Below are 21430 nucleotides of genomic sequence, written 5' to 3'. Positions count from 1 at the left end.
CTGCTTCGATTACCTGCTTGTACGACGCCTGAAATGTTCGCTATAACGAACGCTGTCAAGGCGTTCATAGTCGCTTTGCGCGCAATCCTCTCCTGTGAGGGAGGGGGATTGAAGCGAATGGTTCGGCTTGGCCGCCGAATGGTAAAATAATCTTCTCGCAGATGCCTGCGGATGCCGGGCGCGAGCCCGGATAGGAGGCCCCTTGGATTCGATCGATCTCAAGATCCTTGCGCTCCTCCAGAAGGACGCCACCCTTTCGATCGCCGCCATCGGCGAGCAGGTCGGCCTGTCGCAGACCCCGTGCTGGAAGCGCATCCAGCGGCTGGAGGCCGATGGCGTGATCGACCGCCGCGTGGCGGTGCTTGATCCCGTCAAGCTCGGACTCGGCCTGACCGTCTTCGTCTCCATCGAGACGGCGGACCATTCCAAGGACTGGCTGGAGCGATTCGCGGACCGCATCGCGGCGATGCCGGAGGTGCTGGAATTCTACCGGATGGCCGGCGACGTGGACTACATGCTGCGGGTCGTGGTGGCCGACATGTCCGCCTACGACACCTTCTACAAGAACCTGATCGCGACGCTGCCGCTGAAGAACGTCACTTCGCGTTTCGCCATGGAGAAGGTGAAGTCCACCACCGCCCTGCCGCTGCCCGCCCCGCCGCCCCGCGGCCGCGCGACCCCGCAGCTCGCCGTGGTCGGAGAATAAAATTCTTTAACTTGCTGCGCGCGCAAAAGGCTCGTTCTCTCGTGGGCCTGTTCTGTAAAACGGACGTTCCTCCGTTGACAGCGGCGCGCTGGCAGACGACATGGCACGTATAATGTCTCGACAAGCGATCCTTCCCCGCACGGCCCCCTTCGACGAGCGCGAACGGGCAAGCCTCGACTCCGTCCTGGTGACGGCGACGCCGATCCAGCGCGCCTGGCTCACGGGCTTCCTCGCCGGGCTCGACGCCGCCGCGGGCATCCAGCCCGAGGCCGCGGCGCAGCCGGCGGCGGCTCCGAAGGCGGCGGAACCGCTGACGATCGTCTTCGCCTCCGAATCCGGCAACTCGGAGAAGCTTGCCGGCGATGTGAGCAAGCTCGCGCGCAAGCAGGGCTTCAAGCCGAAGGTGATCGATTTCGCCGATCTCGATCTCGCCATCCTGCCCAAGGCCGGCAGGCTCATCGCCATCGCTGCCACGTGGGGCGAGGGCGAGCCCCCGGCCCGGGCCGTGCGCGCCTATGGCGAGCTGATGGGGGAGGGTGCTCCGCGGCTCGACGGCGTCGAGTTCGGCGTGCTCTCGCTCGGCGACACCAGCTACGCGGAGTTCTGCGCCATCGGGAAGGCGCTCGACGCGCGCTTCGAGGCCCTCGGCGCCAAGCGCGCCTATGACCGCGCCGATCTCGACCTCGATTTCGAGAAGCCTGCCGCCGACTGGATCAAGGGTGCGCTCAAGGCCCTGGCCCCGGCCGATGCCGGCGGCAACGTCGTGGCGGTCGATTTCCGCGCCACCGGCGGCGAGGAGGAGGAGGCCGAGCTCAGCCGCGAGCCGGTGGTGGTCGAGGTGATCGACCACATCAACCTGAATTCTTCGCGCTCGGACAAGGAGACGATCCATCTCGCCCTCGAATTCGAGGGCGGGGCGCCCGCCTACGAGCCCGGCGACTCCCTGGAGATCTTCCCCGAGAACGACCCGCAGCTCGTCGAGGAGATCCTGAAGGCCACGGGGCTGTCCGGCGACGAAGCCCTGCGCAAGGCGCTGCTCGCCGAGCGCGACATCACCACCCTGTCGCCGACCACGGTCGAGCGCTTCGCCAAGGCCACCGGTCATGCCGAGGCGCAGGCCTTCGTGGAGAGCGGCGAGGTGAAGGCCTGGATCGAGGGCCGGCACCTGATCGACCTGCTCGAACGCTTCCCCGTGACGCTGACGGCCGAGCACCTCAACACGGTCACCCGGCCGCTGCCGCCGCGGGCCTATTCCATCGCCTCCTCCCGCAAGGAGGTCGGCGACGAGGTGCACCTGACCATCGCCGCCGTGCGCTACGAGACCCATGGCCGCGCCCGCTCCGGCGTCGCCTCGGTGCATGTGGCCGACCGGATCGCCAACGGCGCCAAGCTGCGGGTGCGGGTGAAGCCGAACAAGCATTTCCGCCTGCCCGCAGATCCGGCGACCGACATCATCATGGTCGGCCCCGGCACCGGCGTCGCGCCCTTCCGCGCCTTCTTGCAGGAGCGCCGCGCCACGGAAGCCCCAGGCCGCGCCTGGCTGTTCTTCGGCGACCGCCACTTCACCCACGACTTCCTCTACCAGCTCGAATGGCAGGAGGCCCTGGAGGACGGTTCGCTCACCAAGATCGACGTGGCCTTCTCCCGCGACCAGCCGGAAAAGATCTACGTGCAGGATCGGATCGACCAGAACGCGGCGGACGTGGTCGCCTGGCTCGATGGGGGCGCCTCGTTCTATGTCTGCGGCGACGCCAAGAACATGGCCAAGGACGTCCGCGCCGCCGTGGTCCGCGCCTTCCAGTCGGTGAAGGGCCTGAGCGCTGCCGATGCGGAGGCCCATGTCGCGTCCCTGGAGCGCGCCAAGCGTTATCAGCAGGACGTGTACTGAAGACACGCGACGCTCTCTCTCCCCGCCGCGGGAGAGGGTGGCCCCCGGAGGGGGTCGGGTGAGGGGACCCCGGCCTCCGGAGATTTCGCGGCAGGCGCAGCTAGGCTGCACCGTCGCTCCCCTCTCCCGCCTCGCATCCGCGAGGCACCCTCCCCCGCAGAGGGGGAGGGCTGCAGGTATCGGATCACCGCCATGGACGACCACAAGCCGATCGACACCACCGACGGGCCCGCCGTGGAGACGCCCGGCGTGGGCGCGCGCCGCTACGAGACGCCGCCGACCGGGCGGCCGATCGACGATGCGGAGGCGGCCCGGGCGGCCGGCCTCTCCCACAACGAGCACATCAAAATCGCGAGCGGCTATCTGCGCGGCACGCTGGCCGACGGGCTCCTGAAGCACGCCACCGGCGCCATCTCGGACGATGACGGGCAACTCGTGAAGTTCCACGGGATGTACCTGCAGGACGACCGCGACCTGCGGCCCGAGCGCACCAAGAAGAAGCTCGACAAGGCCTACAGCTTCATGATCCGCCTGCGCATCGCCGGCGGCGTGGTAACGCCGAAGCAGTGGCTGATCCTCGACAACATCGCGACGACCTACGCCAACGGGACCCTGCGCGCGACCACGCGCCAGACCTTCCAGTATCACGGCGTCATCAAGTCGAACCTCAAGCGGACCATGGCGGCGATCGACTCGGCGCTGCTCGACACGATCGCGGCCTGCGGCGACGTGAACCGCAACGTCATGGCCGCGACGAACCCGGCCCAGGCGGGCGCCCACAAGGCAGCCTACCAGCTCGGCAAGGACATCTCCGACACGCTGCTGCCGAAGACGCAGGCCTGGCGCGAGATCTGGCTCGACGGCGAGCGCGTGGTCGGCGGCGAAGACGAGGCGGTGGTCGAGCCGGTCTACGGCAAGACCTACCTGCCGCGGAAGTTCAAGATCGTAGTCGCGGTGCCGCCCTCCAACGAGGTCGACATCTTCGCCCACGACCTCGGCTTCATCGCCATCCTCGACAAGAAGAACAAGGTGACGGGCTGGAACGTCACCGTGGGCGGCGGCATGGGCATGACCCATGGCGAGACCGACACCTTCCCCCGCACCGCCGACGTGATGGGCTTCGTGAAGCCCGAGGACGCCCTCAAGGTCGCCGAGGCCGTGATGACGGTCCAGCGCGACTGGGGCAACCGCAAGGTCCGCAAGAACGCCCGGCTCAAATACACGATCGAGCGTTTCGGCCTCGCCGCCTTCCGGGCCGAGGTCGAGAACCGCCTCGGCAAGAAGCTCGAGGAGCCCAAGCCCTTCACCTTCACCGGCAACGGCGACCGCTTCGGCTGGGTCGAGGGCGAGGACGGGCGCCACCACCTTACCCTCTACGTGCCCTCGGGCCGCATCAAGGACGTGGAGGGCGGCCCGCGCTTCCTCTCGGGGCTGCGCCGCATCGCCCAGGTGCACGAGGGCGATTTCCGCCTCACCGGCAACCAGAACGTGATCATCGCCAACGTGCCGGCGGCCAAGCGCGCCGAGATCGAGGCGCTGGTCGACGAATACGCCCTCACCAAGGGCGCGGGCGCGCTGCGCCGCAACTCCATGGCCTGCGTGGCCCTGCCGACCTGCGGCCTGGCCCTCGCCGAGAGCGAGCGCTACCTGCCGGACCTGATCTCCGAGCTGGAGGAGAGCCTCGCCCGACACGGCCTGCAGGACGAGGAGATCACCATCCGATCCACCGGCTGCCCGAATGGCTGCGCCCGGCCCTACATCGCCGAGATCGGCCTCGTGGGCCGCGGCCCCGAGCGCTACCACCTCTATCTCGGCGCCGCCTTCGACGGCTCCCGCCTGAGCAAGCTCTACAAGGAGGACGTCACGGCCGGCGAGATCCGCGCGACCCTCGATCCCCTCTTCGCGGCCTATGCCAAGGGGCGCCGGAAGGGCGAGCATTTCGGCGACTTCGTGATCCGCGCCGGCTACGTGGCCAAGACCGGCAACGGGCCGGATTTCCACGAGCGGACCGGCGCGCTCCAGCCCGTGGCCTGACAAGGGCGTCCCGGCTGCCCGGTCCCGGGCAGCCGGATTCCGTCAGGTCTTCAGCACCGGCTCCAGCACGTCGCCGGCCCCCCGCTGCTTCAGATAGGCCGGCTGGAACAGGCACATGCGCACGGCGTCGCGGTAGCGCCCGTTCACGAAGAACTCGTCCTTGAGGATGCCCTCGGGCTTGAAGCCGCAGCTCTCGTAGATCCCGACCGCGCGGGCATTGTCCTTGTCCACGTGCAGGTAGAGCTTGTGGATGTTGAGCACGCTGAAGGCGTAGTCCATGGCGATGCGTGTGGCGCGCTTGGCGTAGCCGCGCCCCTGAAAATTGGGATGGATCGCGATCTGGAACTCGCAGCGCCGGTGCAGGTGGTTGATCTCGACGAGCTCCACCAGCCCGGCCGGCTGGTTGTCCTCCGTGGCGATGATGAAGCGTCGCTCGGTCTGGTTGTGGATGTTGCGCTCGTAGAGCTGCGACAGCTCGGCGAAGGACTCGTAGGCCTCCTCGAACCAGTAGCGCATGATGCTGTCGTTGTTGTTGAGCTGGTGGACGAAGAGCAGGTCCTCCCGTTCCAGCGGTCTCAGCTTGATATGGGCAGGCATGGGGCGGTCAGTCGGTTGCGGGGAGAGGGGTCGGATCGGCGTTCTTGCGCCGGCTCCATGACGGGAGCGCGACGGTTGCGCTTTACTGTCCCATGCACCAAAATTCCTGCGAATCATCAATGCTTGGGAGACTGGGAAAGCTTAGCCGTGACGCGTCGAAAATTCTCATGACGTGGTGAACCTTGTGAGCATTTCGCCCGTTCTCTCGCCGGCGGTATCCGGGCGCGGGAGAGGGCGATGGCCAGGCACGAGATTCTACGCTTCTTCGAGCATCGGCGGGACGGGGAATGGGTCTGCGTGAAGCCCTTCACCCTGACCACCCGCCGCGCCAGCATCGATATCCGCCAGGGCATGCGCTTCGCCTACGGCACCCGGGTGGGCGGCGTCGACCTCGCCGAGTATCTTGAGCAGCTCGGCTCGCAATTCGGATCCTGACACCCGGCTCAGGCCTGCGCCGAGGTCAGCGCGGCGTCCAGCAGCCGCGCCCGCGCGGCATCGTCCGTCGGGCATCCCTCCGCCAGCCAGAGGGCCTTCGCCGCGGCGAGCGCTTGGCCGAGCGCGCGCCCCGGGGTCAATCCCGCGGCGACGAGATCGCCGCCGCTGAGCGGCATCACGGGTTTATGGTCGAGCGCATCGAGCGCGGCCCGTGCTTCACGTGAAATCCGGGGACGGGGCTCTCCCTCGACCGCTGCCAGCACGTCGCGGACCGCCTCCGGCCCGAACTCCGCGGCCAACGCGCGGAGGCCGCGCGCATCCACCTCCGTCAGGCCGTGCAGCCGCGCCAGCGCCCGGGCATAGGCCAGGAGACGGGCATGCTCGGCCTTGGACAGGCGCAGGGTCTCGAGCAGGCGCCCGGCATCGGCGGTGCTCTGCACGGAAAGGGCGGCGAGGCGCGCGATGTCGGAGTACGGGGCCTGTCGCGCGGCCCGGGCGAGACGTCCGAGTTCGCCGACGCCCCCGGTGATGCGTCCGAGCAGGCCGGTCGCGCTCAAGGTCGCGATCGCCTCCACGGCGCGCGGGGCGACGAGCAGCTTGAGCAGCTCCGCCCGCACACGCTCCCGGCTGAGCCGGTCGAGGCTGTCGCGGGCGGCGATCGCGGCCGCCAGTCCCTCCGGGTCCGGCGCGTCCTGCCCGTAGCGGGCGTGGAAGCGGAAGAAGCGCAGGATCCTCAGGGCGTCCTCGCGGATGCGGGTGGCCGCATCCCCGATGAAGCGGACGCGGCCGGCTGCGAGATCGGCGAGGCCCCCCGTGGTGTCGTGCACCCGGCCATCCTGCGAGAGCGAGAGGGCGTTGATGGTGAAGTCGCGCCGCTCGGCGTCCCGGGCGAAGTCGCGGCCGTAGCGCACCACCGCATGGCGTCCGTCGGTCTCGATATCCTCCCGCAGGGTCGTCACCTCGTGCGGCTCGCCGTCCACGACGAGCGTCACGGTGCCGTGCTCGAAGCCCGTCGGCACGGCCTTGAGGCCGGCGGCCCTGGCCCGCGCCAGGGTGTCCTCGGGCAGCAGGGTGGTGGCGAGGTCGATATCCGCCCCGTCCCGGCCGAGGAGCGCGTCGCGCACGCAGCCGCCGACGAGCCGCGTCGCCTCGCCCTCCACCCGGAGCGCGGCCAGGCAGACCTGCACGCCCGGACGGGCCAGAAGGCGGCCGGGGCCGTCAGGGTCGAGGCGGTGTGCGCTCACTCGAAATGCCCCGGCACGAGGCGGCCGTTCTCGATGCGGCTCGGCACCCAGCCGTCCTGATGCCGAGTCGCGGTGATCCCGGTCATGACGAGGGAAGCGACCACCGCGAACAACCCCGCCATCACCAGCCGGGTCCAGTAGGGATCCCACTGCATCCGGTCGAGGGGCGAGCGCCGGGCGAAGAGCAGGTAGGCGGCGAAAGCCAGGAAGGGCAGCGCGAACACCGCGAGTTCCTGGAGGACGAGACGACCCATGCGCTCCGGCTTTACCGATAGAGGCGTTCGTAGAGGTTGTGCACGATGCCCGCGGTGACGCCCCAGATCAGGCGCTCGCCGAAGGGAATGGCGTAGAAGTAGCGCATCCGCCCCTTCCACGCGCGGGAATGCACGGCGAAGCGCAGCGGGTCCATCAGCCAGGCGAGCGGCACCTCGAACACGTCCGCCACCTCGGCCGGGTTCGGGGCGATGCGGGCGCCCGTGCTCACCAGGCCCACCACCGGCGTCACCAGGAAGCCCGTGGCCGAGAGATAGGGGTCGAGATAGCCGAGCGGCGAGACCTCGCCGATGTTCAGGCCCACCTCCTCCTCGGCCTCGCGCAGGGCGGTGTCCGCCGGCGTCGCGTCGCCGGGCTCGATCTTGCCGCCGGGAAAGGCGATCTGGCCGGAATGGTCGCGCAGATGCGCGGCGCGGGTCGTGAACAGGAGCGACAGGCCCTCCGGGCCGGCCACCACCGGCACCAGTACCGCGGCCAGGCGATGCGGCGCGCCCGGCACATGGGCGAGCCCGGCCGGGTCGAGGCTGTGGTCGCCGCGGGGATTGGCGAAGGGGCCGCCCAGGCCGGGCGGATGACGGTTCAGCAGCCGTTCGGCGCGGGCGAGGAAGTCTTCGATCGTGTCGGGGCGGCCGGCGGCCGCGGCATCGAGCAATCTCATGCGGCGGGGGCGATCCTGAAGAAGCGGCCGGCCGCCGCGAGCCCGAACCAGGATTGTCCGTCGATCATGCGTTCCTCGCCCATCCCGACGAGATCGTAGGTCAGGGACCGGCTGACCAGGGCCCAGAGGTCGCGCCGGACATGGAGATAAGGCCGCAGGCCCCCGTCCGCCCCCTGCTCGAAGCGCAGGGGATGGTCGTCGTCCACCGAGACGAGATCGTCGACATTGGTCCTGAATCCGATGCGACGGCTCTCGCCTTCGCCCTCCACCGCCATCTCCACGGCGACGAAGGGCGCGTCCTCCACGGTGATGCCGACCCGCTCCACCGGCGTCACCAGCACGATCTCCCCGTCCGGCTCCCGGCGCAGGATCGAGGCGAAGAGCTTCACCAGCGCCGGCCGGCGGATCGGCGTCCCCTCGTGATACCAGGTGCCGTCGGCGGCAATCCGCATGTCGATCCGGCCGCAATGGGGCGGGTTCCAGCGCTCGACCGGCGGCAATCCGCGCGGGGGCAGGCTGCCGAGGGCCGCGCTCAGGCGGGAGAAGGTGGGGTCGTTTGCCGTCTCGCTCATCGAAGAAATCCGGTTCAGCCGCCCGACTTGTCCCGCAAGGCCTTCCAGATCCCCGAGACGGAGACGAGGGGCCGGTCGCCGCTGGTCAGGATCGCGCGCACGAAGACCAGGGACGACGTCCTGCGCACGACCTCCGGGCTGGTCTCGACGAGGTCGCCGATCTGGGCCGCGCCGACGAACTGGCTCGTCATCTCGATGGTCACGCATTTCGCGCCCTCGAGCGCCTCCATCACGCAGATGCTGAGGGCGCGGTCCGCGAAGGTGAGGAGCATGCCGCCATGGACGAGGCCGACGAGGTTGCCGTGCTTCTCCTCGGCCCGGAAGGCGAAGCGTTTCCGGCCCTCCGCCGTGCGGTGATAGATCGGCCCGACATGGGCGACGAAGCCCGGGTCGGTGAAGGCCTCCCACCCGTCCGGAAACCCCATGCCGCTGCCTTCGTTCATCCGCGCATCCTCTGCCTCTCCGCGCCCATGATGGGCCAGGAGCGGGGCGGGCGCAAAGGCGCCGCCTCCGGAGGGCTTCCCACTCGGCCAGATAGGGCGGATGCGAAATGCCGCGTGCCCCCGGCGCTTGCCATGCGGCGGGATTCGGTTCCAGACTTGCACATTTCGTGGGCCGTTCTTCCGGGCGGCCGCATCAGGAGACGGGGATCCGATGGCACAGGGCGCCGCCACGGCCGGCACGACCAGCCTCGATGAGGGCATCGTCGCCACAGCCGAAACCTGCCTCGAAGCGATCGGGCAGGCGCGCGAGGCGATCCATGGGGTGATCTTCGGCCAGGAGAAGGTGGTCGACCTCGCCCTCGTCACCATCCTGGCCGGCGGCCACGGTCTGCTCGTCGGCCTGCCGGGCCTGGCCAAGACCAAGCTCGTCGAGACCCTCGGCACGGTCCTCGGGCTCGATGCCCGCCGGGTGCAGTTCACCCCGGACCTGATGCCCTCCGACATCCTCGGCACCGAGATCCTCGACGAGGATGCCGAGCGCCGCCGCTCCTTCCGCTTCGTGAAGGGGCCGGTCTTCACGCAACTCCTCATGGCCGACGAGATCAACCGGGCGAGCCCGCGCACCCAATCGGCCCTGCTCCAGGCGATGCAGGAGCATTTCGTCTCGGTGGCCGGCGAGCGCCACGACCTGCCGCGGCCCTTCCACGTGCTCGCGACCCAGAACCCGATCGAGCAGGAGGGCACCTATCCCCTGCCCGAGGCGCAGCTCGACCGCTTCCTCCTGGAGATCGACGTCGGCTACCCCGACCGCGCCGCCGAGCGCCGCATCCTGGTCGAGACCACCGGCGTCGAGGACCAGCACGCCCGGGCCGTGATGACCACCGAGCAGCTGCTCACCGCCCAGCGCCTCGTGCGCCGCCTGCCGGTAGGCGACGCCGTGGTCGATGCGATCCTCGATCTCGTGCGGGCCGCCCGCCCCGAGGGCGGCGATCCGGCGGTGGCCAAGAAGCTTCTCTGGGGGCCCGGCCCCCGCGCCAGCCAGGCGCTGACCCTGGCCGTGCGCGCCCGCGCCCTCATCGAGGGCCGCGTCGCCCCCTCCATCGCCGACGTGAAGGCCCTCGCCGAGCCGGTGCTCAAGCACCGCATGGCGGTCACCTTCGCCGCGCGGGCCGATGGCGAGACCGTGACCGGCCTGATCGGCCAGCTCGTCGGCAAGCTCTGAGCGGATGGCTTCGCCTCGCCTCTTCGATGGCGCGGAGCGCCGGCCCGATCGTCCCGCCATCCAGGACGCGCAGGCGCTCGCGGAGCGGATGCCGCGCCTGATTCTGGAGGCGCGCCGGGTGTCCAGCACCCTCGCCCACGGTCTGCACGGGCGGCGCCGGGCGGGGCCGGGAGAGAGCTTCTGGCAGTTCCGTCCCTTCGTCACGGGCGAGGCCGCCGCGCGCATCGACTGGCGCCGCTCGGCCCGGGACGACCGGCTCTATGTCCGCGAGCGGGAATGGGAGGCCGCCCACAACATCTGGCTCTGGATCGACCGCTCCGCCTCCATGGGCTTCGCCTCCGACCTCGCCCTCGTGTCGAAGGTCGAGCGGGCGCTCGTCCTCGGGCTCGCCCTGGCCGAGACCTTCGTCGAGGGCGGCGAGCGGGTCGGGCTGCTCGGGCTGACCCGGGCGAGCGCCGGCCGCAACGTGGTCGAGAGCCTGGCCCAGGCCCTGGTGCGCGACGAGGCGGGCCTGACCCAGGACCGGCCGCCCCCGGCCACGCCGGGCCGCTTCGACGAGGCGATCCTCGTCAGCGACTTCCTCTCGCCCCTCGACCAGGTCCGTGCCAGCGTGCAGGCGATCGGGGGCGGCGGCACCCACGGTCATCTCGTCGCCGTGGTCGATCCCGTGGAGGAGACCTTCCCCTTCGCGGGCCAGGCGAGCCTGCACGATCCGGAGGGGGGGGGGCATCTCGACATCGGCGATGCCGGAGCCTGGGGCGAAGCCTACCGGCGGCGGCTCGCCGAGCATCGCGACGGCTTGTCGGAGATCGCCCGGGCACAAGGTTGGACCCTGACGATCCATCGCACGGACCGGCCGGCGAGCGAGGCGGCCCTGCGCCTGCTCACCCTGGTCGCCGCCGCCCGCGGAAGCGGCTGAGGAACGCGCCCTTGTTCGGACTTCCGCTGACCTTCGCCGCACCCTTCGCCCTCGCCGCCCTGGTGGGGCTGCCAGTCCTGTGGGTGCTCCTGCGGGTGACGCCGCCGCCCCCGCGGCGCATCGCCTTCCCGCCCCTGCGCATCGCCCTCGACCTGCTGCCGAAGCGCGAGACGCCGGCCCGCACGCCGCCCTGGCTGCTGCTGCTGCGCATCCTCGCCGCGGCCTTGCTGATCCTCGCCGTCTCGGGCCCGGTCTGGAACCCGGCCGGGATCGGCGCCTCGGCCGGGCGCACGCCGCTCCTCGTGCTCCTCGACAACGGCGTCACCGCCGCCCAGGACTGGCGCGACCGCCAGCGCGCGGCGAGCGACGAGATCGAGGCCGCCGCCCGCGACGGGCGCCCGGTCGCCCTCCTCGCCACGGCCGAGCCCGCCGGCGCCATCGAGGCCCGCGCCCCGGCCGCGGCCCTGGAGCGCCTGCGCGCCCTGCAGCCGCGCCCGTTCCGGGCCGACCGCGAGGCGCATGTGAGTGCGCTCGCCGCCTTCTTCGAGCGCAATCCCGACGCGGCCCTGGTCTGGATCAGCGACGGGGTCGCCGGCACCGAGCCCGGCACCTTCGGCACGGCCCTCGCCGGGATCGTGGAGCGGCACGGCACTGCCCTGACCCTGCGCGCCGCCGAGCGCCCGCCGGCGCTCGGCCTCTCGGCCGCGGAGAATGGCGGCCGGCTCGTGGCACAGGTGCTGCGCGCCGCCCCCAACGGCCGGGATGCCGGCCTCGTGCGCGCCCTCGACCAGAAGGGCTTGCCCCTTGCCGAGACGCCTTTCACCCTCGCCCCCGACGCGACCGAAGCGGAGGTCGGGTTCGACCTGCCGGTGGAGATCCGCAACACCATCGCCCGGCTCGAGATCGCGGGCGAACGCTCCGCCGGGGCCGTTGTGCTGATGGACGAGCGCGGCAAGCGCCGCCGGGTCGGCCTGGTCTTCGGCGGCACCCTGGACCAGTCGCAGCCGCTGCTCGCGCCGACCTACTATCTCTCGCGGGCGCTCAGCCCCTTCGCCGACGTGCAGCAGCCCCGCGGCGGAGTCGGCACTGCGGAAGCCGTGGCGCAGATGCTCGACAACCAGGTCTCGGTGCTGGTGCTCGCCGATGTCGGCGCGCTGGACGAGAAGACCGAGGTGCGGGTGGAAAAGTTCGTGGACGAGGGCGGCCTGCTCCTGCGCTTCGCCGGGCCGCGGCTCGCCGCCGGCAACGATCCGCTGGTGCCGGTGCGCCTGCGCCGGGGCGGGCGCTCCCTCGGCGGCACGCTCTCCTGGGACAGCCCGAAGACGCTGGCGCCCTTCCCGCAGGAAGGACCCTTTTCCGGCCTGACGCCGCCGGCCGATATCGGCGTGCGCCGGCAGATCCTGGCGGAGCCCGACGGCGACTTGCCCGGCCGCACCTGGGCCTCCCTGCAGGACGGCACGCCCATCGTCACGGCGCAGAAGCGCGGCCAGGGCCTGCTCGTGCTGTTCCACGTCACCGCCGACACGACCTGGTCGAACCTGCCCCTGTCCGGACTGTTCGTGGACATGCTGCGCCGGGTCGTCGGCCTCGCCGGGGCCGCCAAGCCCGCGGGGGAGGGCGCCGCCGGGGCGAAGGCGGCGGTGCTCGCCCCGCGCCTTACCCTCGACGGCTTCGGGGCGCTCGGCTCGCCCCCCGCCACGGCCACCGCGGTGGCGGCGGATTACGCCGATTGGGCGACCTACGAGCACCCGCCGGGCTTCTACGGGCCGCCGGACGGGGGCATCGCGGTCAATGCGATGAAGCCGGGCGACCGCCTCGTGCCCCTCGACCTCGCCGGCCTGCGGGACGTGCGCCGGGCGGGGCTCGCCGGGGCCGAGATGATCGACCTGCGCGCCGCCCTGTTCAGCGCGGCGCTGCTGCTCCTCGTCCTCGACACGGTGGCCGCGCTCTGGCTCGGCGGCTTCTTCGGCCAGGGGCGCGGCGGCCTCGGCCGCCTGCGCAACCGGCCGGCGGCGCTCGCCCTCCTCGCCTTCGGTCTCCTCGCGTGGCAGGGGGAGACCCTGCGGCCCGCCTTCGCGCAGGAGGCGGCGGCCAACCGGCCCAACGGCGTCGAATCCGCCCTCATCACCCGGCTCGCCTATGTCGTCACCGGTGATGCGGCGGCCGACGCGGCGAGCCGGGCCGGCCTGTCCGGTCTGACCCAGATGCTCGCCGCGCGCACGGCCCTGGAGCCGGGGGAGCCGGTCGGTCTCGATCCGGCCAAGGACGAGCTCGCCTTCTATCCCCTGATCTACTGGCCGATCGTGCCGAGCCGGCCGCAGCCGGGCGAGGCGGCGATCCGCAAGATCGACGCCTTCATGCGCAACGGCGGCACGGTGATCTTCGACACCCGCGACGCCCTCACCGCCCGGCCCGGCGGCCCGGCCACGCCGGAGGGCGCCTATCTGCGCCGCATGCTCGCGACGCTGGAGGTGCCGGAGCTCGAGCCGGTGCCGGCCGACCACGTGCTCACCAAGGCCTTCTACCTCGTCGACAGCTTTCCCGGCCGCTACAGCAGCGGCCAGACCTGGGTCGAGGCGCTGCCGCCCGCCGCCGAGGGGGCCGAGCGCCGTCCCGCCCGGGCCGGCGACGGCGTGACGCCGATCGTGATCACCGGCAACGATCTCGCCGCCGCCTGGGCCATCGGCCGGCGCGGCGAGCCGCTCTATCCCCTGTCCGGGGGCGACCAGCGCCAGCGGGAGATGGCCTTCCGCGGCGGCATCAACCTCGTGATCTACACGCTGACCGGCAACTACAAGGCCGATCAGGTCCACGTTCCCGCGCTGCTGGAGCGGCTGGGGCAGTGAGGACCGTCGCGCAGAGTACCGCCCCATGCTGAGCCTCAGCTTCACGCCCCTCGTGCCCTGGCCGGTGCTCGCCGCCTTCGGGGTGGTGGTCGCCCTGTTCACCGTGCTCGCCCTGGTGGCGCGGGGGCGCACCGCCTTGCTGCGGGCGATCGCCCTGGCCCTGGTGCTCGCGGCGCTGGCCAATCCCTCCCTCGTGCGCGAGGACCGCGACCCGGTGAAGGATGTCGCGGCGATCGTGGTCGACCGCTCCGGCTCCCAGGCGCTGGGCGACCGGCCGCAAATGACCGATGCGGTGCGCGCCGAGCTGCAGCGCCGCTTCGGCACGCTCGCCAATATCGAGCCGCGCTTCATCGACGTGACCGACACCCATGAGGGCGACGACGGCACCAAGCTGTTCACGGCGCTGACCCAGGCGCTGGCCGACGTGCCGCCGGAGCGGCTCGCCGGTGTGGTTTTGCTCACCGACGGCGTGGTGCACGACGTGCCGCCCTCGCTCGAGGCGCTCGGCATCAAGGCGCCGCTCCACGTCCTGGTCACGGGGCACGCCGACGAGCGCGACCGCCAGATCAAGCTCCTGGAGGCGCCCCGCTTCGGCATCGTCGGCAAGGATCTGACCATCCGCGCCGAGGTGCAGGAGCGCGGCGGCACCGGTCAGGCCACCGTCACCGTGCGTCGGGATGGCGAGGAAATCGGCCGGCGGACCTTCCCCACCGGCCAACCCTTCTCGCTCACCACCAAGATCGAGCATGGCGGCCCGAACGTCGTCGAGATCGAGGTCGATCCGCTGCCGGGCGAGCTGACCACGGTGAACAACCGGGCCGTGCTCCCGATCGAGGGCATCCGCGAGAAGCTGCGGGTGCTCCTCGTCTCCGGCGAGCCGCACCAGGGCGAGCGCACCTGGCGCAACCTGCTCAAGTCGGACGCCAGCGTCGACCTCGTCCACTTCACCATCCTGCGCCCTCCGGAGAAGCAGGACGGCACGCCGATCTCCGAGCTCTCCCTGATCGCCTTCCCGACGCGCGAGCTGTTCGTCCAGAAGATCAAGGACTTCGACCTGATCATCTTCGACCGCTACGCCAACCAGAGCGTGCTGCCCTCGGCCTATTTCGACAACATCGTCCGCTACGTGCGCGAGGGGGGCGCGGTGCTGATCGCGGCCGGGCCGGAATTCGCGAGCCCGGCGAGCCTCGCCCGAACCCGCCTCGCTGCGGTGTTGCCGGGCGATCCGAGCGGCAAGGTGTTGGAGAAGCCCTACAAGGCGGCGCTCACCGAGACGGGCCAGCGCCATCCCGTCACCCGGGCGCTGCCCGGCTCGGAGGCGAATCCGCCGAACTGGGGCGATTGGGTGCGGCTGATCGCGGCCCAGGTCCGGCCCGGCGTGCAGCCGATCATGCAGGGGGCGGACGGGCAGCCGCTCCTCGCCCTCTCCCGGGAGGAGAAGGGCCGCGTCGCCCTGATGCTGTCGGACCAGGCCTGGCTCTGGGCCCGGGGCTACCAGCAGGGCGGCCCCTATCTCGACCTGCTGCGCCGCCTCGCCCACTGGCTGATGAAGGAGCCGGCCCTCGAAGAGGAGGCCCTGCGCGCCCAGACCACCGGCCATGGCCGGGAGGTCCGCATCGAGCGCCAGACCATGGCGGAGACCGCTGAGCCCGTCACCGTCACCGGTCCCACCGGCGAGGAGCGCCGGCTCGACCTCAAGCAGGCGGAGCCCGGCCTGTTCAGCGCCACCTTCGAGGCCCAGCGCCTCGGCCTGCATACCGTGCGCGCGGGCAATCTCGTCGCCTTCGTCAGCGTCGGGCCGGCCAATCCGCGCGAGCTCGCCGACGTGTTCAGCGATACCGAGCGGACCAAGGCCGTCGCCGAGGGCTCCGGCGGCACCGTGCGTCGCCTCGCCGACGCCTCCGGTAACACGGTGGTGCCCCGGTTGCAGATCGTGCGCGGCGGGCGCCTGGGTGGCGCCGACTGGATCGGCTTCCGCCCCAGCGACAGCGCCACGATCCGCGGCGTCGAGGTCTATCCCCTCGCGGTCGGCCTCTGGGCGCTCGCGGCGCTCGCGGCCGCCGTTCTGGCGATGTGGCTGGTCGAGGGACGTCGGGGCCGGGCCGCCTGAGCCCGGCCCGAAACGGCGCAGCCTGTGCGCCGGCCGCACACGGGGCGCCCTCCGGTTCATCCCGTCGGATTAAAGCGGCGACCGGTTGGCGTGCGGACCGGCACGCGGCCGAAACGAGCCGGTGGATTAAAGGGCAACAGCAAGGACGTGCCGTCACGCACCGATATTCAGAAAGATCTCTCCTATCTTCAGTTCAGGTTCGAGGAGCAAAAGTTTCCGGAGCCGAAACTGAGATAAAGGAAGGGATGAATTCATGAAGCACATCGTAGCTGCCGCCACTTTCGCCGCCGCCATCGCGTTCCCCGCCGCGGCCTTCGCCCTGGCCGAGGGCAGCCAGCAGGCCGCCGGCGGCGCCCATATGAGCTCCTACATCAGCGACCCCTATCACGATCCGAAGTCGGTCTGGGCCCAGAGCCGCGGCACCGGCCAGATCCTCGGCGCGCCGATGCTCTCGGAGAATGCCGGCGCCCATAACGTGCGCCGCGCTGCCCCGGTGAACCCCCGCTGGAGCTCCGGCACCGCCCGCTAGGCGATGGCCTTTCGGCGCCTCAGCGCCGCCTTCGCCCCTTCCAGAAACCCGTCCGGCCTGCGCCGGGCGGGTTTTTCGTTGCACGGCTCAGGGGCGGCCGTCCTCGATCGCATAGAGGGCGATCTCCTCGCCCGGCGCGGTCGTCACCCGGCGCACGCCGGCGGCCTGCTCGGCCTGGAGCAGCCGGGCGAAATCCTCGGAGGCCGCGAGGGTCAGGTCCGCCGCCTTGGCGCGGGATTCGAGCCGCGCGAGCAGGTTCATCGCCGGCCCGAGCACGGTGTATTCGGCCCGGAAGCCGTCGTCGAACACGCCGACCAGCACGTCGCCCGCATGAAGCGCGATGGTGACGCGCAGGGGCGGCAGGCCCTGGCGCTCGCGGTCCCCGTTGAGGCGGGCGAGCCGCGCCTCGATGGTGCGGGCGCAGGCCAGGGCGCCGGTCATCTGCCGCTCCACCGAGCCGACCACGAACTGCGCCAGGATGCCGTCGCCGACATATTTGTCGACGATGCCGCCCTGCTCGGTCACTGCCCCGTGGACGAGGGCCCGCACGCCGAGCAGCGCCTCCACCACCTCGGGCTGCGGCCGCGCCCGGCTCATCGCCGAGAAGCCGCGGATGTCGAGGGCCAGCAGGCAGGCATGGCGCAGGCGCGGCGTGCCGAGACCGCCTTCCTCCGCGAGCCGCGCCGCGACGCTGCCCGGCACGAAACGGGCGAGCAGGCTGCGCTCGCGCTCGAGGCCGAGGGCCGTGCCCACCGCCCGGCGCAGCCGGCGCACACCATCGACCACCACGAAGCTCGCCGCGCAGAAGGCGAGCAGCCCCGAGACCTCCTCCGTCAGGGTCACGTGCGGCCCGAGCAGGCTGCCGCGCAGGGAGGCGACCAGGAGCGCCCCGCCCCAGGCCAGCGCCACCGCCCCCGAGAAGACCAGCGTGTGCCAGACCCGCATGCTCAGGGCGGTCTGAAGCAGCAGCAGGAAGGCCGGCAGGCGGCTCACCGCGGTGGCGGCGTCGTCGGAGCCCGCCACCACGCCGGCGAGCATGTGCTCGACCTCGACATAGACGACCACGGCGGCGTTCAGCAGCGTCGAGGCCCAGGCGAGCCACTCGGTGCGCCCGGCATGGCCGACGCCCAAGGCGTCGAGGCGCCGCTCCCAGCGGTCGGCCAGGGCGAGGCCGATCGAGCAGACGGCATAGGCGCCGAGCACCGCCCAATGGCTCAGCCCGTGCACCGACCCGTCGTAGCTCTGGGCCATGGCGAGCAGCACCACCACGACGAGGGCGTGCATGGCGATGAGGCGGCTGCCGGCCGCGCCCTGCAGGAGGCGCTCGGCATGGGTCTCGCCCTCGCGGTGTGTGCTCGCGGAGCGCGCCTCGGGACTCATTCGATCTCCAGGGTTGGGCGCCGCTTCCGAGGGCGCCCGCCCCCCGTAAACGGTTCAGTCGCCGATCTCGACCGTGGGAACGCGGTCACATCAACAGGATTGCGGCGGCGAGCCCGATATTGGTGATCTGGTGAAGGAACTGGTCGAGGCCGATCAGCCACCAGAACCGGGGCTGGCCCGGCCGGCACGGCCCCCAGCGGCTCGTGAGGGTCTTCACCCGGTCGATGGCGATGTGGATCGCGAAATCGACGAGGGCGAGCCACCACAGGCGCGGCGCCAGGGCGAGGGCGATCAGGAGCGTCAGCGCCGCGTGGCAGAGCACATGCGCGCAGAGGGGCAGCAGCCAGCCGCGCCGGCTCTCCTTGCCGCGGGCGATCCAATCCGTCTGGAGCAGGAAGTCGGCGACGACGTGCTTCAACGCGAATAGGGCGACGAGCGCGGCGGTCGCCAGGACCGCCGCCGTATCGTGCGACGGAATCGACGGGCTCGGCATCGCCGGTCAGGCTCGCGCGGCAGGGTTAACGTCGGGTTTCCAGCTTTCCCGAGGAAGACGCGGTCTCACCGCCGCCCGCCGCCGAAACCGCCGGGACCGCCTCCGCCGAAGCCGCCGCCACCCGGGCCGCCGCCGCCGAAACCACCGCCGCCGAAGCCGCCGGGGCTGCCGGCCCCGCCCGGCGATGGGCTGCCGCCGAAGCCGTCTCCCCCACCGAAGCCGGGGCGCGTGTCGATCGGGTAGCCGCCGGGCCCCTGGCCCCGCCCGAATTCGTGGCCTGTCCCACCGCCGGGCGCGGCGCCGGGATAGCCGCCCGGCCCGCCTCCATGCCCGCCGCCGAAGCCGCCCCCGCCGGGTCTTCCCCCACCCTGTCCGCCGCTGCCGGGGCCGCCGCCGCCCGGACTGCCGTTGCCAGGCCCGCCGTTGCCAAGCCCGCCGTTCGGGCCGAAGCCGCCGCCGGGCTGACCGCCCGGCCCTGTCGGGCCGCCGCGGCCCTCGAAGCGCAGGCCGTCGAGGGTGAGGCGCCCGTCCCGGCCGGGGGAGACCGAGAGGACGGCGTGACGGCTGCCGCCGCGGGGCATGTCCGCGTCCGGCGCTCCGGCGACCCCCAGCCCCGAGCCGAGCCGCAGCCCGTCCCGGCCCGGGCCGATATAGGCCTCGATCGAGGCCCGGCCGATCGCGGCCGGGAAGGGTCGGCTCGCATCGCGGGCGCCCGAGACGGCGAAGGCGCCGTCGCGCATCGCCCCCTCCGCCACGATGCGGCGGCCCACGAGCCGGGGGGGCAGCCCGGCGAGGGGCAGGCCGCCGATCGCGGGCGTGCCGTTCGCCGCCTTGCGGACCGGCCCGGCCACGCGGTCGGGACCCTCCGCCCGGTGCTCGACGCGGCTCGCGACGATCACGCCGTCGAGGCGGCGCAGGCCGCTGACCGCGACCCGGTCGCCGACCTTCCAGGCGCCGGACTTCACGGTCGACACGCTCTGCCCGAGCACGGTGAGGCGCCCCTGGCCCACCGCCTCGACCGGGCCGACCACTTCGCTGTTGACTTCGATGGCCCGGGTGGAGAGGGCGCCCTCGGCGTCGGTGGCCACCACCCGCACCACGTGGCCGATGCGCAGGTCGCCGGCCCGCCGCGGCTCGCCGTCGATGCGCACCGCGACATCGGCCGGATAGGTGATGCGCAGGTCGTTGACGATGATGGAGCCGAACCGGCGGATCGTGCCGATCACGCCGGTGCCGCCGATGCCGCGGTCGCCGCCCGGGGTCTCCTCCTCGGTCGGCCTAGCTCCGGTGCCGCCGATGCCCCGATCCTCGGGCGCGTCGGGAGCGGCGGGGGAGCGCCCCGGCCGCCAGAGGGTGGCGACACCGGTCAGGAGCGCCAGCAGCGCCCGTCGGGTGCCGCCGCGATGGTCGGAGGGTTCGCGCACGGGGCCGCCTCAGGCCGTCGCGTCGGCGTTGGATGCGCCGGGCGCGGGCGGAGCCTCCTCCCGGTAGACGTAGATCCCGAAGTTCCAGCGGTGGCGCCCCCCCGGATCGCTCTCGCAGGCGGCATGCGCTTCGGCATTGGCCTGCCGCAGGGCATCCATGGCGATCTCGCGGGCACGGGCCTCGAGCCGTTCGGCGAGTTCGGCAGACAGGCCGTCGTAATGCACCGCGCGCTCCAGGAAACGGGGCGCCTCCCCGAGGATGTTCTCCACCGAAGCGGCGACGTGATCGTGCAGGTTCCGGCCGAAATAATAGAGCTGCGGCTCGCCGCCTCCGCGCGGCAGATAGGCGGATTCGAGAAGAACGACGCGGCCCTGCGGGTCGAGGACGGCGAGGCCCCGGTCGAGCCACTCGTCGAGCACGGCGCGCGGGCGCACGTCGCGGGTCACACCCGCCACCAGGCTCTCGAAAGAGGCGGCTCCCTCCTCCGCCGCCCGCGGCAGGGGCAGGGGGCGGCCCTGGCGATCGGTGAATTCCGGCGCCGCGATCCAGCGGGCGATGATGCGGCTCGTGCGCGAGACCACCGCCGGCACCTGGCTCACCGGGGCGCCCGCCCCGCGCAGGCGCCGCACCTCCTTGCGATGGATGCCGGTGAGCAGGCTCACGCGGCTGTCGGTCTGTTCCTTCCCTGGCAGGGCGAAATCGTATTCCGCGACGTTGACGTAGAGTTCGCGCAGCAGGTTCGTCAGGGCCGGGAAGGTGATGCCCCGGCTCACGAACAGCCGCACCAGCGGCCGCAGCAGGCGCGCCACCGGCGCATGCAGCGCGGTGCCTTCGGGCGGAGCTGGATCGATCGGCTCGGACATTCCGCGAGTCTTAGAAGGCTATGCGTGGGAGACAATCCCACAATCTGCCCTTTCCAGGCCTGATCGGCGATTTTGCCGTTGACGTGGGATTTTTGCACACGTAACTTTGTGTGGTCAAATTTCCCACGGAGATCGAACGTGACGGAGATCCATCCGCCGTTGTCACCGTCCCCCGAGGGGCTGCGGCTGCGCCGGGCGCGGCCGTCTCTCGCGGACCTCTCCTTGAGACCCCTGCAACGCGGCCTGCTGCTCGCGGCCGTCCTGCTCTCGCCCGTCGCCGGGCAAGCCGTGGCCGCGCTCACCCGCGGCGACGGCGAGACGGCGGTGCGAGCCTTCGCCGCCCTGCCCTCAAGCCCTCCGGGTGGGGCGGCGAAGCGAACCTATCGGATCGAGGATCTCCGGCCATGATCGCGGCGTCGACACGCCTGTTGCGCGGCATGGGCCACGGGCTTCGCCGCGAGGCCCGACTGGACCCGGATCTCGAGGAGTCCTGCGGCGGCGAGCGCATTCTCGACTTCGCCCTGTGCCTGATCGTCTCGGCCTGCGTGGTGGGCCCGCTCCTGCTGGCGCTCTGAGCCGGGCGACCGCGCGGATCCGCCGCTCGGCCGTGGGAGACGGGTGTCCCACGGTCTCCGCCGGCGCGGATCGCCATCATGGTCCTTTATTTCGGTGAGGCCCCTCGTCCCGCGGCCGCTCTCCTCCATATGAAGGATACCCTCTGCGCAATCGCGTGCCTTGGGCAGCTCGGCAGAGGACATCATGGTTCGTACGGCGAATGTCGGCGGCGCTCAGT

21 protein-coding genes are annotated in these 21430 nt (G+C 71.7%); 11 read left to right on the top strand and 10 right to left on the bottom strand.

All coding sequences use genetic code 11. The features are described 5' to 3' along the window. Window positions 1–202 precede the first annotated feature (202 nt). The 3 genes from MFF21_RS00645 (at window position 203) to MFF21_RS00635 (ending at window position 4628) form a co-directional block, all read left to right on the top strand. On the top strand, window positions 203–706 hold the full coding sequence (locus tag MFF21_RS00645; protein WP_238309257.1) for an Lrp/AsnC family transcriptional regulator: 504 nt from the start codon (window positions 203–205) through the stop codon (window positions 704–706). A 112-nt stretch (window positions 707–818) separates the two neighbouring features. Then, complete coding sequence (locus tag MFF21_RS00640; protein WP_238309256.1) at window positions 819–2594, top strand: diflavin oxidoreductase; 1776 nt, start codon at window positions 819–821, stop codon at window positions 2592–2594. A 192-nt stretch (window positions 2595–2786) separates the two neighbouring features. Continuing rightward, window positions 2787–4628, top strand: a complete 1842-nt coding sequence (locus tag MFF21_RS00635) for an NADPH-dependent assimilatory sulfite reductase hemoprotein subunit (RefSeq protein ID WP_238309255.1) — start codon at window positions 2787–2789, stop codon at window positions 4626–4628. A 42-nt stretch (window positions 4629–4670) separates the two neighbouring features. On the opposite strand, the gene speG is transcribed toward MFF21_RS00635, so the two are convergent. Then, window positions 4671–5225 (bottom strand): spermidine N1-acetyltransferase, encoded by a 555-nt coding sequence (speG, locus tag MFF21_RS00630; RefSeq protein WP_238309254.1) that lies wholly within the window; start codon window positions 5223–5225, stop codon window positions 4671–4673. A 237-nt stretch (window positions 5226–5462) separates the two neighbouring features. Between speG and MFF21_RS00625 the strand changes: the two genes are divergently transcribed. After that, on the top strand, window positions 5463–5660 hold the full coding sequence (locus MFF21_RS00625) for a hypothetical protein (protein ID WP_238309253.1): 198 nt from the start codon (window positions 5463–5465) through the stop codon (window positions 5658–5660). A gap of 8 nt (window positions 5661–5668) precedes the next feature. On the opposite strand, the gene MFF21_RS00620 is transcribed toward MFF21_RS00625, so the two are convergent. Genes MFF21_RS00620 through MFF21_RS00600 form a run of 5 tightly spaced genes read right to left on the bottom strand, consistent with a single transcriptional unit; the run spans window position 5669 to window position 8850 of the window. After that, complete coding sequence (locus tag MFF21_RS00620) at window positions 5669–6904, bottom strand: CCA tRNA nucleotidyltransferase (RefSeq protein ID WP_238309252.1); 1236 nt, start codon at window positions 6902–6904, stop codon at window positions 5669–5671. Continuing rightward, on the bottom strand, window positions 6901–7158 hold the full coding sequence (locus tag MFF21_RS00615) for a DUF6111 family protein (protein WP_238309251.1): 258 nt from the start codon (window positions 7156–7158) through the stop codon (window positions 6901–6903). The genes MFF21_RS00620 and MFF21_RS00615 overlap by 4 nt, the downstream gene beginning before the upstream one ends. An 11-nt stretch (window positions 7159–7169) precedes the next feature. Beyond that, entirely contained in the window at window positions 7170–7835 is a 666-nt protein-coding gene (locus MFF21_RS00610; RefSeq protein ID WP_238309250.1) for a CoA pyrophosphatase, read from the bottom strand. Next, entirely contained in the window at window positions 7832–8407 is a 576-nt protein-coding gene (locus MFF21_RS00605; protein WP_238309249.1) for a DUF1285 domain-containing protein, read from the bottom strand. Before MFF21_RS00605 ends, MFF21_RS00610 begins: the two co-directional genes overlap by 4 nt. Before the next feature lie 14 nt (window positions 8408–8421). After that, window positions 8422–8850, bottom strand: coding sequence for a PaaI family thioesterase (locus MFF21_RS00600; RefSeq protein WP_238309248.1), 429 nt, complete (start codon window positions 8848–8850; stop codon window positions 8422–8424). Window positions 8851–9061: 211 nt separating this feature from the next. Here MFF21_RS00600 and MFF21_RS00595 point away from each other — a divergent pair, with 211 nt between their 5' ends. The 5 genes from MFF21_RS00595 to MFF21_RS00575 all read left to right on the top strand — a co-directional run bounded on the left by MFF21_RS00595 (window position 9062) and on the right by MFF21_RS00575 (window position 16476). Beyond that, on the top strand, window positions 9062–10072 hold the full coding sequence (locus MFF21_RS00595; protein ID WP_238309247.1) for an AAA family ATPase: 1011 nt from the start codon (window positions 9062–9064) through the stop codon (window positions 10070–10072). A 4-nt stretch (window positions 10073–10076) separates the two neighbouring features. After that, window positions 10077–10991, top strand: a complete 915-nt coding sequence (locus MFF21_RS00590; protein WP_238309246.1) for a DUF58 domain-containing protein — start codon at window positions 10077–10079, stop codon at window positions 10989–10991. Window positions 10992–11002: 11 nt separating this feature from the next. Further along, on the top strand, window positions 11003–13837 hold the full coding sequence (locus MFF21_RS00585) for a DUF4159 domain-containing protein (RefSeq protein ID WP_238309245.1): 2835 nt from the start codon (window positions 11003–11005) through the stop codon (window positions 13835–13837). Between the two features lie 25 nt (window positions 13838–13862). Continuing rightward, window positions 13863–15947: a hypothetical protein gene (locus tag MFF21_RS00580; RefSeq protein WP_238309244.1), complete on the top strand. Its 2085-nt coding sequence runs from the start codon at window positions 13863–13865 to the stop codon at window positions 15945–15947. A gap of 253 nt (window positions 15948–16200) precedes the next feature. Beyond that, entirely contained in the window at window positions 16201–16476 is a 276-nt protein-coding gene (locus tag MFF21_RS00575; RefSeq protein WP_238309243.1) for a hypothetical protein, read from the top strand. A gap of 87 nt (window positions 16477–16563) precedes the next feature. Here the strand turns inward: MFF21_RS00575 and MFF21_RS00570 are convergent, their stop codons facing one another. The 4 genes from MFF21_RS00570 to MFF21_RS00555 form a co-directional block, all read right to left on the bottom strand. Beyond that, window positions 16564–17856 carry an adenylate/guanylate cyclase domain-containing protein gene (locus MFF21_RS00570; RefSeq protein ID WP_238309242.1) on the bottom strand — a complete coding sequence of 431 codons (1293 nt, stop codon included), beginning with the start codon at window positions 17854–17856 and terminating at the stop codon, window positions 16564–16566. 85 nt (window positions 17857–17941) lie between these two features. Beyond that, entirely contained in the window at window positions 17942–18349 is a 408-nt protein-coding gene (locus MFF21_RS00565; RefSeq protein ID WP_238309241.1) for a DUF3307 domain-containing protein, read from the bottom strand. 65 nt (window positions 18350–18414) lie between these two features. Next, the gene (locus MFF21_RS00560; RefSeq protein WP_238309240.1) at window positions 18415–19773 is read right to left on the bottom strand and encodes a DUF5666 domain-containing protein; all 1359 of its coding nucleotides are present in this window, start codon (window positions 19771–19773) and stop codon (window positions 18415–18417) included. A 9-nt stretch (window positions 19774–19782) separates the two neighbouring features. Further along, the gene (locus tag MFF21_RS00555; RefSeq protein WP_238309239.1) at window positions 19783–20637 is read right to left on the bottom strand and encodes a DUF6502 family protein; all 855 of its coding nucleotides are present in this window, start codon (window positions 20635–20637) and stop codon (window positions 19783–19785) included. Window positions 20638–20775: 138 nt separating this feature from the next. On the opposite strand from MFF21_RS00555, the gene MFF21_RS00550 reads away from it, so the two are divergent. Next, complete coding sequence (locus tag MFF21_RS00550) at window positions 20776–21045, top strand: hypothetical protein (RefSeq protein ID WP_238309238.1); 270 nt, start codon at window positions 20776–20778, stop codon at window positions 21043–21045. Continuing rightward, on the top strand, window positions 21042–21212 hold the full coding sequence (locus MFF21_RS00545; protein WP_238309237.1) for a hypothetical protein: 171 nt from the start codon (window positions 21042–21044) through the stop codon (window positions 21210–21212). The genes MFF21_RS00550 and MFF21_RS00545 overlap by 4 nt, the downstream gene beginning before the upstream one ends. The last annotated feature ends 218 nt before the right edge of the window (window positions 21213–21430 follow it).

The sequence above is a fragment of the Methylobacterium organophilum genome, from assembly GCF_022179465.1.
GTDB lineage: Bacteria > Pseudomonadota > Alphaproteobacteria > Rhizobiales > Beijerinckiaceae > Methylobacterium > Methylobacterium organophilum.
This window is presented reverse-complemented; position numbering and strand designations above follow the sequence as displayed.

Coding starts and splice junctions, on each gene's coding strand:
- MFF21_RS00575 (WP_238309243.1), top strand. CDS start 16,201: ATGAAGCACATCGTAGCTGCCGCCACTTTCGCCGCCGCCATCGCGTTC.
- MFF21_RS00635 (WP_238309255.1), top strand. CDS start 2,787: ATGGACGACCACAAGCCGATCGACACCACCGACGGGCCCGCCGTGGAG.
- MFF21_RS00555 (WP_238309239.1), bottom strand. CDS start 20,637: ATGTCCGAGCCGATCGATCCAGCTCCGCCCGAAGGCACCGCGCTGCAT.
- MFF21_RS00610 (WP_238309250.1), bottom strand. CDS start 7,835: ATGAGATTGCTCGATGCCGCGGCCGCCGGCCGCCCCGACACGATCGAA.
- MFF21_RS00640 (WP_238309256.1), top strand. CDS start 819: ATGTCTCGACAAGCGATCCTTCCCCGCACGGCCCCCTTCGACGAGCGC.
- MFF21_RS00565 (WP_238309241.1), bottom strand. CDS start 18,349: ATGCCGAGCCCGTCGATTCCGTCGCACGATACGGCGGCGGTCCTGGCG.
- MFF21_RS00625 (WP_238309253.1), top strand. CDS start 5,463: ATGGCCAGGCACGAGATTCTACGCTTCTTCGAGCATCGGCGGGACGGG.
- MFF21_RS00600 (WP_238309248.1), bottom strand. CDS start 8,850: ATGAACGAAGGCAGCGGCATGGGGTTTCCGGACGGGTGGGAGGCCTTC.
- MFF21_RS00570 (WP_238309242.1), bottom strand. CDS start 17,856: ATGAGTCCCGAGGCGCGCTCCGCGAGCACACACCGCGAGGGCGAGACC.
- speG (WP_238309254.1), bottom strand. CDS start 5,225: ATGCCTGCCCATATCAAGCTGAGACCGCTGGAACGGGAGGACCTGCTC.
- MFF21_RS00545 (WP_238309237.1), top strand. CDS start 21,042: ATGATCGCGGCGTCGACACGCCTGTTGCGCGGCATGGGCCACGGGCTT.
- MFF21_RS00605 (WP_238309249.1), bottom strand. CDS start 8,407: ATGAGCGAGACGGCAAACGACCCCACCTTCTCCCGCCTGAGCGCGGCC.
- MFF21_RS00580 (WP_238309244.1), top strand. CDS start 13,863: ATGCTGAGCCTCAGCTTCACGCCCCTCGTGCCCTGGCCGGTGCTCGCC.
- MFF21_RS00590 (WP_238309246.1), top strand. CDS start 10,077: ATGGCTTCGCCTCGCCTCTTCGATGGCGCGGAGCGCCGGCCCGATCGT.
- MFF21_RS00595 (WP_238309247.1), top strand. CDS start 9,062: ATGGCACAGGGCGCCGCCACGGCCGGCACGACCAGCCTCGATGAGGGC.
- MFF21_RS00615 (WP_238309251.1), bottom strand. CDS start 7,158: ATGGGTCGTCTCGTCCTCCAGGAACTCGCGGTGTTCGCGCTGCCCTTC.